The sequence below is a fragment of the Micromonospora sp. NPDC005979 genome (assembly GCF_040614415.1).
GTDB lineage: Bacteria > Actinomycetota > Actinomycetes > Mycobacteriales > Micromonosporaceae > Micromonospora.
Window position 1 is genome coordinate 80,456 of the sequence record NZ_JBEXUR010000006.1, and the last position, 13,337, is coordinate 93,792.

At 72.4% G+C, this 13,337-nt stretch carries 17 protein-coding genes; 5 read left to right on the forward strand and 12 right to left on the reverse strand.

Translation table 11 applies throughout. From position 1 onward, the window contains the following. Positions 1 to 45: 45 nt before the first annotated feature. Genes ABZ272_RS12315 through ABZ272_RS12325 form a run of 3 tightly spaced genes read left to right on the forward strand, consistent with a single transcriptional unit; the run spans position 46 to position 1,760 of the window. Positions 46 to 726, forward strand: coding sequence for a carbon-nitrogen hydrolase family protein (locus ABZ272_RS12315; RefSeq protein WP_355050213.1), 681 nt, complete (start codon positions 46 to 48; stop codon positions 724 to 726). 44 nt (positions 727 to 770) lie between these two features. Continuing rightward, the gene (locus ABZ272_RS12320; protein ID WP_355049995.1) at positions 771 to 1,214 is read left to right on the forward strand and encodes a VOC family protein; all 444 of its coding nucleotides are present in this window, start codon (positions 771 to 773) and stop codon (positions 1,212 to 1,214) included. Positions 1,215 to 1,262: 48 nt separating this feature from the next. After that, entirely contained in the window at positions 1,263 to 1,760 is a 498-nt protein-coding gene (locus tag ABZ272_RS12325) for a DinB family protein (RefSeq protein WP_355049996.1), read from the forward strand. A gap of 27 nt (positions 1,761 to 1,787) precedes the next feature. On the opposite strand, the gene ABZ272_RS12330 is transcribed toward ABZ272_RS12325, so the two are convergent. From ABZ272_RS12330 to ABZ272_RS12360, 7 genes are all read right to left on the reverse strand, one after another. Continuing rightward, positions 1,788 to 2,432, reverse strand: coding sequence for a histidine phosphatase family protein (locus ABZ272_RS12330; protein ID WP_355049997.1), 645 nt, complete (start codon positions 2,430 to 2,432; stop codon positions 1,788 to 1,790). Between the two features lie 58 nt (positions 2,433 to 2,490). Continuing rightward, complete coding sequence (locus ABZ272_RS12335) at positions 2,491 to 3,366, reverse strand: alpha/beta hydrolase (protein ID WP_355049998.1); 876 nt, start codon at positions 3,364 to 3,366, stop codon at positions 2,491 to 2,493. A 14-nt stretch (positions 3,367 to 3,380) separates the two neighbouring features. Continuing rightward, a complete protein-coding gene (locus ABZ272_RS12340; protein WP_355049999.1) occupies positions 3,381 to 4,859 on the reverse strand; it encodes a protein kinase in 1,479 nt (492 codons plus the stop codon). A gap of 95 nt (positions 4,860 to 4,954) precedes the next feature. Further along, entirely contained in the window at positions 4,955 to 5,149 is a 195-nt protein-coding gene (locus ABZ272_RS12345) for a hypothetical protein (RefSeq protein ID WP_355050000.1), read from the reverse strand. A 2-nt stretch (positions 5,150 to 5,151) separates the two neighbouring features. Beyond that, the gene (locus ABZ272_RS12350) at positions 5,152 to 6,195 is read right to left on the reverse strand and encodes a LacI family DNA-binding transcriptional regulator (RefSeq protein ID WP_355050001.1); all 1,044 of its coding nucleotides are present in this window, start codon (positions 6,193 to 6,195) and stop codon (positions 5,152 to 5,154) included. A 124-nt stretch (positions 6,196 to 6,319) separates the two neighbouring features. Continuing rightward, positions 6,320 to 7,207, reverse strand: coding sequence for a helix-turn-helix transcriptional regulator (locus tag ABZ272_RS12355; RefSeq protein WP_355050002.1), 888 nt, complete (start codon positions 7,205 to 7,207; stop codon positions 6,320 to 6,322). A 139-nt stretch (positions 7,208 to 7,346) separates the two neighbouring features. Beyond that, complete coding sequence (locus tag ABZ272_RS12360; RefSeq protein ID WP_355050003.1) at positions 7,347 to 7,586, reverse strand: DUF397 domain-containing protein; 240 nt, start codon at positions 7,584 to 7,586, stop codon at positions 7,347 to 7,349. Between the two features lie 270 nt (positions 7,587 to 7,856). Here ABZ272_RS12360 and ABZ272_RS12365 point away from each other — a divergent pair, with 270 nt between their 5' ends. Then, on the forward strand, positions 7,857 to 8,504 hold the full coding sequence (locus ABZ272_RS12365; RefSeq protein ID WP_355050214.1) for a GGDEF domain-containing protein: 648 nt from the start codon (positions 7,857 to 7,859) through the stop codon (positions 8,502 to 8,504). 4 nt (positions 8,505 to 8,508) lie between these two features. On the opposite strand, the gene rox is transcribed toward ABZ272_RS12365, so the two are convergent. The 4 genes from rox to ABZ272_RS12385 form a co-directional block, all read right to left on the reverse strand. Beyond that, positions 8,509 to 9,936 carry a rifampin monooxygenase gene (gene rox / locus ABZ272_RS12370; RefSeq protein ID WP_355050004.1) on the reverse strand — a complete coding sequence of 476 codons (1,428 nt, stop codon included), beginning with the start codon at positions 9,934 to 9,936 and terminating at the stop codon, positions 8,509 to 8,511. A 142-nt stretch (positions 9,937 to 10,078) separates the two neighbouring features. Continuing rightward, positions 10,079 to 11,017, reverse strand: coding sequence for a phosphotransferase (locus ABZ272_RS12375; protein ID WP_355050005.1), 939 nt, complete (start codon positions 11,015 to 11,017; stop codon positions 10,079 to 10,081). Between the two features lie 149 nt (positions 11,018 to 11,166). Beyond that, positions 11,167 to 11,640: an SRPBCC family protein gene (locus ABZ272_RS12380; protein ID WP_355050006.1), complete on the reverse strand. Its 474-nt coding sequence runs from the start codon at positions 11,638 to 11,640 to the stop codon at positions 11,167 to 11,169. Next, positions 11,624 to 11,968, reverse strand: coding sequence for a metalloregulator ArsR/SmtB family transcription factor (locus ABZ272_RS12385; RefSeq protein WP_355050007.1), 345 nt, complete (start codon positions 11,966 to 11,968; stop codon positions 11,624 to 11,626). Before ABZ272_RS12385 ends, ABZ272_RS12380 begins: the two co-directional genes overlap by 17 nt. 152 nt (positions 11,969 to 12,120) lie before the next feature. Here ABZ272_RS12385 and ABZ272_RS12390 point away from each other — a divergent pair, with 152 nt between their 5' ends. Further along, positions 12,121 to 12,771 (forward strand): NAD(P)H-dependent oxidoreductase, encoded by a 651-nt coding sequence (locus ABZ272_RS12390; protein WP_355050008.1) that lies wholly within the window; start codon positions 12,121 to 12,123, stop codon positions 12,769 to 12,771. A gap of 27 nt (positions 12,772 to 12,798) precedes the next feature. Here the strand turns inward: ABZ272_RS12390 and ABZ272_RS12395 are convergent, their stop codons facing one another. Then, positions 12,799 to 13,290, reverse strand: coding sequence for a type II toxin-antitoxin system PemK/MazF family toxin (locus ABZ272_RS12395; protein WP_355050009.1), 492 nt, complete (start codon positions 13,288 to 13,290; stop codon positions 12,799 to 12,801). Positions 13,291 to 13,337: the final 47 nt, after the last annotated feature.

The window sequence follows — 13,337 nt, forward strand, 5'->3', positions numbered from 1 at the left end:
CCGCGGGTCGCCCCCACCGGTCAAGGTGCGGAAAACCGCACCCCGCTGCGGCTCGCGGTGGCGCAGCCGCCGTGCGTACCCCTGGACGTCGCGGAGAACGCGCGGGCGCACGCCGACGCGGTCCGCGCGGCGCGCGCCCGGGTGGTGGTCTTCCCGGAGCTGTCCCTGACGGGGTACGAGTTGCAGGGGCCGATCGTGCCGCTCGACGACCGGCGGTTGACGCCACTTGTCGACGCGTGCGCCGAGGTGGGCACGGTGGCGCTGGCCGGCGCGCCGGTGACCGGTGACCACATCGGAGTGCTGGCGGTGACCGGTGACGGGGTGACGGTGGCGTACCGGAAGATGTGGCTGGGCGGCGTGGAGCCGCAGCGGTTCCGGCCGGGCGACGCACCGGGCGTGCTCGACGTCGACGGATGGCGGATCGGGCTGGCGGTCTGTAAGGACACCGGTGTCGCCGCGCACGCGCGGGCGATGGCGGCCCTGGGGATCGACGTGTACGTGGCGGGGGTGCTGGAGTCGGCCCGGGACGCCGCAGTGCCGGACGAGCGGGCGCAGCGGATCGTCGCGACGCACCGGGTCTGGGTGGCGATGGCGAGCTTCGCCGGGTCGACCGGCGGCGGTTACCGCGAGGCGGCCGGCCGCTCGGCCATCTGGACACCGAACGGTGACGTGGCCGCCCGGGTCGGCACGACACCGGGCGAGTGGGCGGCGACCTCGATCCACTGAGGCCGCCGGCGTTTCCTGTCGTACGGGTGCGGCAGGATCGGACGATGAGCGCGATCCCTGCTCGACTGTCCGTGGTCACCCTGGGCGCCCGCGACCTGGGCCGACTGCGATCCTTCTACCGGTCCCTGGGCTGGCCGGACCTGCCCGCCAGCGACGACGGCTGGTCGGCCTTCCTCCTCGGAGGCGTTCTGCTCGCCCTCTACCCGCTGCCCGAGCTGGCGGCCGAGGCGGCGCCGGGTGTCGCCGATCCGGCCGGTGGCTGGTCCGGCGTGACGCTGGCCTGCAACGTCGACGACCGCGCGGAGGTCGACGCGGCCTTCGAGGCGGCTGTCGCGGTGGGGGCGTCGGTCGTGGCGGGGCCGACCGACCGTTCGTGGGGTGGCCGCTCGGCGTACATCGCCGACCCGGAGGGCAACCGGTGGGAGATCGCCTGGGCGGGTACGGCGGTCTTCGACGAACGCGGCGCACTCGTCTCGTTCGGCGGGTGAGCCGTGCCGTGGTTGATCCCGGGCGACGCCCTTGACATGCTTCGGTCCATGACCGTTTTCCCGCCCACCTTCGCCGACGACGTCGTCGACCAGCCAGCCCAGACGCAGATCGAGGCCTTCATCGACGAGCACCGCCGCGCGCTCAACGAATCCCTGGACGGGCTGACCGAGGAGCAGGCACGACGCTCGCTGGTGCCGTCGCGGACGACACTGCTGGGTCTGGTGAAGCACGCGGCCTTCGTGGAGAAGGTCTGGTTCGACGAGGCGATCACGTGCCGGTCGCGCGCCGAGATCGGCATCCCGGCGACGCCGGACGAGTCGTTCATCCTCGACGACGGCGACACCATCGCCAGCATCCAGCAGGCCCACCGCGAAGCGTGCGAGGCGTCGCGCCGCGCGACGGCGTCGCTGGGTCTGGACGACGTGCTGCACGGCAACCGGCGCGGCCCGCTGCCACTGCGTTGGATGTACCTGCACGTCCTGCGGGAGCTGGCGCAGCACTGCGGGCACGCGGAGATCCTGCGCGAGCAGATCCTGCGCGACTGACGCCCCGGCCCGGCGGGCGTCGACGGATCAGAGCGCCAGCCGACCCTGGACGGTGTCCCCGAAGCGGCGCAGGGTCCAGCGGGCCGGCGGCCAGCCGCCGGTGTCGTGGTCGGTGACCCACTCGCTGATCGACGCCGGGGGCACCTCCAGGTCGAACGCCCGGAAGATCGGCTGCGCGGCGAGCGCGTGGAAGGCGCCCTCCACGGTCTCGCTGTGGCCGACCAGGACCACGGTGCCGCCCCGGTGCCGGTGCGCGATCTCCATGACGGCGCGGCTGACACGGACGACCAACTCGGCCCAGCTCTCGTTGCCGTCCTCGAACGGGCGGAACACTCCCCCACCGGCCACCGCGTGCTCGGTGCGGAAGCGGGTGACCGGCAGCCCGTCGGCGTACGGCGGGGTGTGCCAGGTGCAGAGGCCGCAGTCGGCCAGCGGCCGGACGCCGAGCGCCGCGGCGATGGGCTGCGCGGTTTCGACGGCGCGACGCAGCACCGACGAGTACACCGCTACCGACCCCTCGACGGCGTAGTCGTCGACGAGCCGCTGGGCCAGCCGGTGGGCCTGGTCGTGGCCGAGCGACGTCAACCCTCGGCAACCGTGCGGTCCGCCCACGATCCCGTCGACCTGGTGGACCGACTCACCGTGACGCACGAAGATCAGCCGTGTTCGCATCGGCCCATCATGCCAGCGACGCCGGCGGATGGATCAGCCGTCCGGATCGACGACGGCGTCAGTCGGCGTCCAGGACCTCGCGCAGCCGCGCGGCGAACTCCTGCGGCTTGCCCGCGTATCCGTGCTCGCCGCCGAGGAAGCCGCCATGGTGACTCGGGAACACCACGGCCTCCTGGCCGAGCAGCGCCGCCGTGCCGAGGGCCGTGCGTGCGGTGTAGGTACCGGCCGACTCCGCGCCGACCGCGACCACGATCCGAGTCGACGCCGCCGTGAGGACGTTCGCGTCGGGGCGGTAGTCGGTGATCGCCCATGAGCTGTTGGACAGCAACGGATCGTCTCGGCTGCCGTCGTCCTCGGTCGGCAGGCCGAACATCGCCGGGTCGGGCGCGGGCTGGGCGAAGTAGGCGTCGGTGAACTCGCCCTGCCACGACGTCATCGCGACGAAGGCGGCCATGCCGGCGCCGAATCCCTTGGCCTGGTACGCCTCGTAGAACGCGTTCCGAGCGCGCTCGGCTGCGGCGCCATCCGGAAGCACCGCGTTGATCGGCGGCTCGTGCGCCACCAGCGTGCCGACGTCGCCGGGGTGGGTCGCGACGAGTTCGAGCGCGGTCACCGCGCCGCCGCTGCTGGCGAATACGTCCACCAGCCCGGCGCCGAGGGCCTCGACGAGCAGGTGCAGATCGGCCGCCTGCTGCTGTGGCGTCTGGTCGGACCGACCGTCGCTCCGGGTGCTGCGGCCGAGACCGCGCGGGTCGTACGTGATGACGGTCCGGTCCGTGAGGTGCGGGGCGAGCGCGTCGAAACCCTCCGCCGTCATCGGCTGGCCGATCAGAAGCAACGCGCGACGCACGCCGGTCGGAGGCAGTGGACCTCGGACGTCGTAGACCAGGTCAGCGCCGGGTACGGCGAGGCGGTGTGTCTGCGTCGTCGTCATGCCGGTGAGACTACTCAGTCGTTGGCGCGATCGGTGGGTAGCTCACGTGTCTGGGCCAGCAACGCGTCGAGCTGGACGGCGGTCTGCCGGGGCAGCCGGCCACGGTCCACCAGCTCGCCGATGGTGTCCCGCAGGTCGGCGATGCGCCGCTCGCGGTCCCGGGTCCGTCGGTTCACGTCGGCGAGGTCGTCGCGCAGCTCCTCGGCGGTTCTGCGGTCCACGTCGCCACGGGCCACCGCCGCTGCGAGCACCTGGTCGAACTCGTCGCTGACCTGGCGGAAGCTGACCGGCACCTGCTGCCCGACGGCCGACGGCACGGCGCTGCTGGGGCGGGGCGACAGGGAGGTCGACGTCGCCGGCTTCGGCGACTGCGACTGCGTCCGGGGCGGGGGCGCCGTGGTGGAGGGCGACGACGGGGCGGCCACCGGCCCGGGGCCGGACGTGTCGGGTGCGCCGAGACCCTGGGTGAGCAACGCGCCGACGCCGACCAGCACGGCGAGACCGGCCGCGACGGCGAGCGCCAGGGGCCGGCGCGGACGGCGTCGAACCGGCGCGGACACGACCGGCGCGGGCCGGGCGGCGGAGCGGTCGATCACGGCTGAGCGGTCGATCAGGGTGGGCGGGTGGGCGGCCGGGACGATCCGGAGCAGCTCGGTGGGGGGCTCGACCGGCTGGCCGGCGCCGAACCGGCGGGCGAGCTGTGCGGCGCTGGGCCGACGGGCCGGGTCGGCGGCGAGGCAGGCGCGGGTCAGCTCGGCGATGTCGGCGGGTAGGCCGGGCACCCGCAGCGGCGGCACCGGCGTGCCCCGCCGGTGCACCTCGATCGCGTCCTCCCAGGTCTGCACGGGCAGCGGAGCCTCGCCGGTGAGCATGCGGTAGAGCAGCGCACCGAGGGCGTACACGTCGCTGGCCGGGTCGGGTGGGCCGGCGGCGAGGCGTTCCGGGGCGAAGTACGCGGGTGTTCCCATCACCGGCTCGCCGGACTGGCTGTCGAGCCCACCGAGGGCGGCGATGCCGAAGTCGAGCACCTTGGCCCCGGTGTCGGTGAGCATGACGTTGCCCGGCTTCACGTCGCGGTGCACCACCCCGATGCGGTGCGCGGCGGCCAGCGCGGCGGCGATGTGCCCGGCCACCCGGACCGCCTCGGGCCAGGGCAGCGGGCCGGAGCGCAGCCGGTCGGCGAGGTTGTGGCCCTCGACCAGCTCCATCACGAGGTACGGGACGACGACACCGTCGGCCAGGGTCGCCTCGGCGTAGTCGTACACCTGGGTGACGTGCGGGTGGGTCAACCGGGCGGCCGCGCGTGCCTCGCGCTGGATGGTGGCCCGCAGGTGCGGGTCGGCGGCGAGCTGGCCGGCGAGTACCTTGATCGCCACCGGCCGGCCGAGCACGTCGTCGTCGGCCCGCCACACCTCGGACATGCCGCCGAGACCGATCCGCTCGTGCAGCACGTAGCGGTCGTGGAGGCGGAGGGTGGGCGTGAAGGGTGACATGGCCAGACCAGTCTGCCCGGCGAGTGCCCGATCGACCACCCTACGTGTCCGGACCGGCACCGTTCGTCCTCGGAGTGCCGGAATGGGCGGGGTGTTCAGGAGCAGCGGGGCACCGGTCGGGGCTGGATCCGGTCGGCGAGCCGACGCAGGGCGACGGCGGTCAGCTGCCGGGTCGGGGCGAGCAGCGGCCGGCGGGCGCGCTCGACGACGACCGGGGCGTCCGCTCGGGCCGAGGAGACGTGGCGGTTCATCGCGTCCAGGGCAGTGACGTATCCGGTCGTAAATTCCATGGTCAACTCCTGACGTGAGGTCCGGTGGAGGCCCGGACGACAAGTTCGGTGGGAAGCAGCACGTGACCTGCGGCAGCGTCCGTGGGCGGGTCGAGCAGCAGTTCGGCGGCGATCCGGCCCTTCTCCTGCGCCGGCTGCCGAACGGTGGTGAGGCCGGCGGCCGCCGCCTCGGGCACGTCGTCGAACCCGGTCACCGAGACCGGCGGGTGGGTGCCGTTCGGTCGCCGGGCCAGGGCGTCGAGCACGCCGAGGGCGAGCACGTCGGAGCCGGCCAGCACGGCGGTGGGCGGCTCTGGCCGGTCGAACAGCCCGGCGACGGCGGCCGACGCGGCGTGGCCGCTGTTGCCGGGGGCGTTGAGCAGTGTCAGCTCCGACCAGGCGACGCCGACCTCGGCGAACGCGTCGGCGAATCCGGCGAGCCGGCCACGGGTCGTCGGGTGCCGGGCGTGCTCGAACCCGGCCAGGGTCACCGGACCGGCGGGCGCGTCGGGCAGGACGGAGTCCACGAGCAGGGCGACCCGCCGGTGGCCGAGACCGGCCACGTGCGCGGCGACGCTGCGCGCGGCGGCCCGCTCGTCGATGCCGACGAACCGCTTGTCGGCGGCGGCGTCCTCGGGTACGGCCGTGCTGACGTACGGCAGGCCGCGCGCCCGGATGACGTCCAGCGCCCACTCCTCGTCGGCCACGCAGTACACGCAGAAGCCGTCCACGGCGGCGTTCTCCACGGCTCGCCGGGCGTCGGTCTGCGCCCGCGGCAGGGGCACGAGCAGCATGCTGGTGCCGTGTCGCTCGGTCGCGGCGCCCACTCCGGCGAGGAAGCGGACGGCGAAGGGATCGGTGAAGGCGTACGACAGCTGCGACGTGAACAGCACGCCGATCGAGCCGACGAAGCCGCGGCGCAGGGAGCGGGCGGTCGGGTTGGGTCCCGGGTAGCCGAGCTGGCGCGCGGCGGCGAGGATCCGCTCGCGCAGGGCCGAGGAGAGCTGGTCGGGGCGACTGTAGGCATTGGACACGGTGCTGCGGGAGACACCGACGGCGTCCGCCACGGCTTGCAGTGTCGGCTTCACTCGACGCCCCTCTGTATCGATTCAGACTGGATCGATACAGAGACTAGCCCGACACGTCGGCAGCGGTCAATGCGAACGAACCCGCGCGCGCCTCAGGGCACCGTCACTGCGGGTAGGTCTCCTCCAGCAACCGGCCCAGGATCTCCGGCGTACGCTCCGGCGGCTCCGCCTCGACGCAGAGCCGTTCCATGGCCACGGCGTAGTAGTCGAGGTCGTCGCGCTTGTCCAGGTAGAGGGCGCTGGTCAACTGTTCGATGTAGACGATGTCGGGCAACTCCTGGTCACCGAAGCGCAGGATGGTGAAGGCGCCACCGGCCGCCGCGTGACCACCCGCGGCGAAGGGGATGACCTGAAGTCGGACGGTGGGCGACTTGGTCGCCTCGATGAGCGCGGTGAGCTGGCCCCGCATCACCTCGGGACCGCCGATCGGGCGGCGCAGCGCCGCCTCGTCCACCACGGCCCAGAGCAGCGGCGGCTTGTCCCGGAGCAGCAGTTGCTGACGCTGCATCCGCAGATCCACCCGGCGGTCGATCTCGGCGACACCGGCGCCGCCGTGCCCGAGCAACACGACCGCCCGGGCGTACTCCCGGGTCTGCAACAGGCCGGGGACGAACTGCACCTCGTAGCTGCGGATCAGTGCCGCCGCCGCCTCCAGGCCCAGGTAGGACTGGAACCAACTGGGCAGTACGTCGCCGTAACGGTGCCACCAACCAGGACTGTTGGCGTCCCGCGCGAGCTTGAGCAGCGCCTCGCGCTCCCCCTCGTCGCTGACGCCGTAGAGGGTGAGCAGATCGGAGACGTCACGTTCCTTGAAGCCGACCCGGCCCAGCTCCATCCGGCTGATCTTCGACTCGGAGGAGCGGATCTCCCACCCGGCGCCCTCCCGGGTCACCCCGCTGGACTCCCGCAGCCGACGAAGCTGGGCGCCGAGCAGCATGCGCAGCACGGTCGGCCCGGTTGTCGGGCCGCCCTCGGCGGGAACCATCGTCACTGTGCGGACCTCCGGATACCGACCACGTGGTCGGGCACCGAGCCCGACCGACGTGTAAGCATGCCATGGACCGACAGTGAGGTGAACTCCTCCGGACCGGCGATTCAGTCCCATCGCTGGGACCGCCCCGCGCGGCCGGTCAGTTGATCAGATGGTCGAAGTCCCCGTCGCGGGCGCCGAGCACGAAGGCGGCAATCTCGTCCACTGTGTAGATCAGCGCCGGCCCTTCCGGGTGACGCGAGTTGCGGACGGCGATGCCGGCCCCTCCGGGCAGTTCGGCGAGTTCGACGCAGTTGCCGCTCGGGTTGCTACGGCGACTCTTCTGCCAGGTCAAATGGGGCAACTGAGGGATCGGAACGCCATTGGGTGGCTGCTGCATGAGAGGCGTCTTTCTGCTCACGAGCCCGCCGGTGCCCGTGGGAGGAGCGGTGACGCGGCGAGGGTGCGGTATCGGGGTCGGGCCGTTATGCACGTGCATCTGCTATTGCATCTGCACCGGATGGCGAGCATGATAACGCACGTGATCGGTGCTTATCCGTTCACTTTGCGTTACCCCGAGCGGGGTGATGACCAGGGAAAACTGACCCCGACGCGGCAGGCGCGCCGCGCAGACCGAAGGCGGGAGGCGGTCGCGGCGATGGGAGGTCTCCTGCCGGATCCGATGAGCGTTGCCTCCGGCGTCTGTGCCGCGGGTGCCCTGCTCTCCTCCTGGCAACTGCGCCGCCGCGCCGTACGCGCCGAGGCCGAGATCGAGCACCTCCAGGCCGAGCTGGCCGCCGAACGCCACGCCGCCAGTCACGACCCGCTCACCGGGCTGCCCAACCGCCGCGCCTTCTACCGTCTCGCGGCCGCCCTGCTCACCAACGCCGACGGCCAGCCGCTGATCGCCATCGTGCTCGACCTCGACGACTTCAAGCAGATCAACGACCGGTACGGGCACGCCGCCGGCGACCAGGTGCTGATCAGCGTCGCGGAACGACTGGCCGGGTTCGCGGGCGACAACCTCGTCGCCCGCCTCGGCGGCGACGAGTTCGCGGGGCTGCTCGCCAGCCCGACCGTCGACCGACGCTGGATCGAGCACGCCACCCGACGCCTCAGCGAGACCGTCGCCGCGCCGATCCGGCTGACCGGGTGCAGCGTCCGGGTCACCGCGTCGGTGGGGCTCGCCCCGGTGACCTGTCCGGCCCAACTCACCGACGCGCTCAGCCGCGCCGACGCGGCCATGTACCAGGCGAAGAGCCTCTCCGGCCCGCGGGCGCCGCGACAGTTGGTCGACAGCGCCCTCTTCCGGGAGTAGCGGATCAGGCGGCGCTCGCGCCGAACCACCGGCGCAGCTGGCCCACCAGGTCGCCCTGATCGTCGCCGACCCACGCCACGTGGCCGTCCGGACGCAGCAGCACACCGGGTACGTCGAGCCCGTCACCGACGTCGACGAGGTGGTCGACCCGGTCCGCCCACCCGGCGGCCGAGAGGCGACCGGTCGCGTCGAGCAGCAGCCCGCGGCCGGCCCGCATCAGTTCGTAGAGACGTCCCCGGGTCAGCCGGACGTCCCGCAGGTGCCGCCCGAGCAGCTCGTGACCCGTGCCGAAGTCGTAGCGGACGCCGATCGCGGTGACCTTCTCGATCAGGTACCGGTTCACGTCCTCGAAGTCCATCAGCTCCGACAACAGGTGGCGTACCGCCTGCGGCCCCGGATCCGGTGACAGCAGGAACATCTGCGCACGGGTGTTGACGAGGACGTCGGCGGCCACCGGGTGCCGCTCGGCGTGGTAGCTGTCCAGCAGCCCGTCGGGCGCCCAGCCGGCGACCTCGGCGGCCAGTTTCCAACCGAGGTTGACCGCGTCCTGGATGCCGAGGTTGAGGCCCTGCCCGCCGGTCGGTGGGTGGATGTGCGCGGCGTCGCCGGCCAGCAGCACCCGGCCGACCCGGTACCGCTCGGCCAACCGGGTGGCGTCGCCGAAGCGGGACAGCCAGCGCGGCGAGTGCACGCCGAAGTCGGTGCCCGCGTACGCCCGCAGTTGCTGTTGGAAATCCTCGATCGTCGGCGGGACATCGCGGTCCTCGGCCACTGTGTCGGCGGGCACGAGGACCCGGTACACGCCGTCTCCGAGTGGCCCGAGACCGAAGCGGAGGTGGGTCCTGCGCACCTCGGCGACCACGTCCGCCACCGTCTGCGGGGGTACCCCCACCTCCATCTCGCCCAACAGCGAATCGACCCGGCTGGGTTCGCCGGGGAAGTCGACGCCGAGGAGCCGACGGACGGTGCTCCGACCGCCGTCGCAGCCGACGAGAAACCGCGACGTCAGCCGCGTGCCGTCGGCCAGTTCCACCGTCACCCCGCCGTCGTCCTGGCTCAGCCCGACGACCGCACAGCCGCGCCGGACCTCGACGCCGACCTCCACGGCGTGCTCCTCCAACAGGCGGTCCGTGGTGGTCTGCGGGATACCGAGCACGTACGCGTGGGCACTGTCGAGGCCGCCCGGCGGCGGCTTGGGGATCGCCGCGAAGTAGCCCCCGAGCGGATGCCGCGTACCCAGGGCGAGGAAGCGCTCCAGCAGTCCGCGCTGGTCCATGATCTCGATGCTGCGCGCGTGCAGGCCGAGTGAACGGACGAAGCGGGTCGGCTCGGCATCCCTCTCCAGCACGACCACGCGTACGTCGTGCAGTCGCAACTCACTGGCGAGCATCAGACCGGTCGGTCCGCCGCCGGCAATGACGACATCGATCACGATTCCCCCGATTTTCCCAGGTTTGGGCTTCGGGTGACGATTCTGCGGCACGACGGGGGTCTTGCCGCAAGACCCCGGGTGCGATATACGTTAGAGGTGGCAGGGAGCTGGATCTCCCTGCCGTTTCGCGTTTCCGGGCCGCTCAGCGCCGTTCGTCGAGGTCACGCAGTGCCACGTCGGCGAGGGTGACCAGGCCGACCGGCGACACCAGCCCACGGACGATCCGGGCGGCCGTCGCGCGATCGTCGGGGCTGCCGCAGGGGTCCAACGCCTGACGGGTCCAGTCGCTGAGGTCGTCGAGCGCGCGTACCGCGAGGAACCAGGCCAGCCGCGCCGCGTCGATGTCGACCGCGCCGTACCCGGCGCGCACGGCCCTCTCCTGCCCGGGGGTGATCGGCGCGAAGGCGAGCACCCCGCCCACGACGAACATCAGGTCACACTCGCGCGGGGCGAGCACCGCGTCGTCCCAGTCGATCAACCAGACCTGGCCGTCCGGGCCGAGCAGCAGGTTGCCCAGGTGCGGATCGCCGTGGCAGACCACTGTCGGCCCCGCACGGCGGCCGGCGAGCCGTTCGACCCCAGCGAGCAGCGTGGACACCCGGACGGCGTCCGCCGCCCAGGTCGCGGCCAGGTCGGCGACCAGCGGATCGCCCGAGTCGGCCTGGTCACGAAGCCGTCCGGCCACGTCCCGGGTCGCGGCCAGAACCGAGGGGTACGCGTCACCGCCGCCCGGCAGCAGCCGTTCCAGTTCACTGGTCACCGGGACCGCGTGCACGGCGGCCAGCAGTTCCCCGTAGGCACGCCAGTGCGCCTCGCTCATCGGGCCGTCCAGCGCCCGCAGGTCGGACACCCACGGGACCACGGAGAGGCGTACCCCGTCGCGCTCGGCGTACAGACGCCCAGCACGGGTGCGGACCGGCGCCGCGACACCCGGCACGCCCCGCTCGGCCAGGTGCGCGGCCACGATCAGGCCGGCCGGCGTACCGCCACCACTGACCTTGACGGCATACCGCGAGCGGTCGTCCGTCCCACCCCGCCAGAGCCGAGCCCGCGGATCAGCCCCATACGGAACCGGGTCCATGGTGGACAACCAAAGCCCGAACGCCTCCTCAACCCACCCCACAACCCCCGCACCCCGCACCCCACACCCCACCCGTGTCGATCAAGAGGTTCGCGTCACGATCGGCTCGTATTCTGACGCGAACCTCTTGATCAACGTGGTCCGGTCCGTCAGTGCAGGGTGGACAGATGCCGGTCGAGGGCCGCGTACGACTCGGCGGCGCCCTGCGCCATGCCGGTCTCGATCATGCCGTCGCGCTCGGCGGCGGTGTCGAAGCGAGTGGTGCTGGTGAGCAGCGTGCCGCCGTCCTGCTCGGTGAAGACGAGCGTCTCCACCGCCACCTGGCCGGGCATGCCCTCGAACTCGAAGGTCTGCACGATCCGCTCCGGCGCGGCGATCTGCCGGAACTCACCCCGGAAGGCGTAGTCGTTGCCGTCCGGAGCGTGCTCGACGATGCGATAGCGGCCACCCTCGCGGAAGTCGATCTCGACGTCCGCCGGATTGCCCCGGCACCACCATTGCTTGAGGTGCTCGGCCTGGGTGTGCGCGGCGAAGACGAGGTCTCGCGGGGCGTCGAACGAACGGACCATCGTGATGTCCCGCTCGGAGGAAACGTCGACCGTCAGGTCACGGGTCTCGGTCATGGCTGGTCTCCTTCAGGTCGTGTAGATAGTCGTCGAGGGCGTCGTAGCGTTCGGCCCAGAGCCGGCGGTACTGGTCGACCCACTCGGCGACGGTGCGCAGCGGCGTCGGGTCGAGGCGGCACCGCCGCCACTGGGCGTCACGGGTCCGCACGATCAGCCCGGCGCGCTCCAGCACGCCCAGGTGCTTGGAGATGGCCTGGACGCTGATCGGGAACGGCGCGGCCAGTTCGTTGACCGTCGCCTCACCGGTGGCGAGCCGGGCCAGGATGGCGCGGCGGGTCGGGTCGGCGAGCGCGCCGAACACGGCGCTTACCGGGTCCGCTGTCATGTCGCTTTCAACCACCTAGCTAATTAACCGTCGGGTTGAATCTACAGCTCGACCGCCGACTGTCAACGGTTTCACCGCAACAAGACCGTGATTCGACCCGACACACGGGTACGAGGAGAACAGCCCGATACGACCGACGAGAGGAAGCCCTCGTGGTGAGCGTCCGCGCCCTGGTACTCAACTGCACCCTCAAGCCGTCGCCGGCCCCCTCCAGCTCCGAGCAACTGGGCCGGGAGGTGCTGGTCGAACTGGCCCGTCAGGGCGTGGACGGCGAGGTCGTCCGGGTGGTCGACCACGACGTGCGCTTCGGGGTGTCGACCGACGAGGGCAACGGCGACGGTTGGCCCGCCATCCGCGCCAAGCTCCTCGCCGCCCAGATCCTCATCATCGCCACGCCCATCTGGCTCGGCCAACCCGCGAGCGTCACCAAGATGGTCCTCGAACGCCTCGACGCCGAACTGTCCGAGACCGACGACGAGGGACGACTGCTCACCTACGGCAAGGTGGCCGGCGTCGCGGTCGTCGGCAACGAGGACGGCGCGCACCACACCATCGCCGAGGTCCAGGGAGCGCTCAACGAGGTGGGCTTCACCGTCGCCGCCGCCGGAGCGACCTACTGGGTCGGTGAGGCGCTGCACAAGGTGGACTACCGCGACGCCGGCCCCAAGACCGACACCACCGGCCGCACCACCAAGGCCCTGGCGCTCAACAGCGCCCACCTTGCCCGGTTGCTCGCCGAGCAGCCGTACCCGCCGCCGGACGCGCAGGGCGCCGCGGTCGGCCCGAGCCGCGAGCCGGCCTGACGGTCCGTCCGGCCGCCGAGGGTACGGTCAGCGCCAGCCGTAGCCGGCGCGCAGCGCCTGCCCGACCCGGTCGAACCGGGGCCGATCCAGCACGGCGCCCTCGCGGCGGATGCTGTCCTCGCGCATGGTGAGCACCCGGTCCAGCCGGACCCAGCTCGGCCGCTTGTCCCGGTCCCACTCGCCGGGGCCGAGCGCGAACCAGTGCCGCTGCCCGTCCCGCTCGCTCTGACTGGACAGCATCAGCCCGAACAGCGTCCGGCTGTGCCGCCCCACCACCAGCACCGGGCGGTCCTTGCCCTGACGGGGGTCGTCCTCGTACGGCACCCACGTCCAGACGATCTCACCCGGGTCGGCCTGGCCGTCGACCTCCGGCGCGTAGCTCAGCTCGCGCCGCTGCAACGCGTTCACCTGGCGGGGGCGGGCCACCCGCGCCGGAGACGGCCCGGTACGCCGGGGCGACGGAATCGCCGCGCCCACCCGGGAGATGCGTTGCGCCACGTTCCTCAACAGACCAGCCACGGCGGGCAGCCTACCGGCCCCGGCGCGGACCCCCGGAGCCGGAGCGC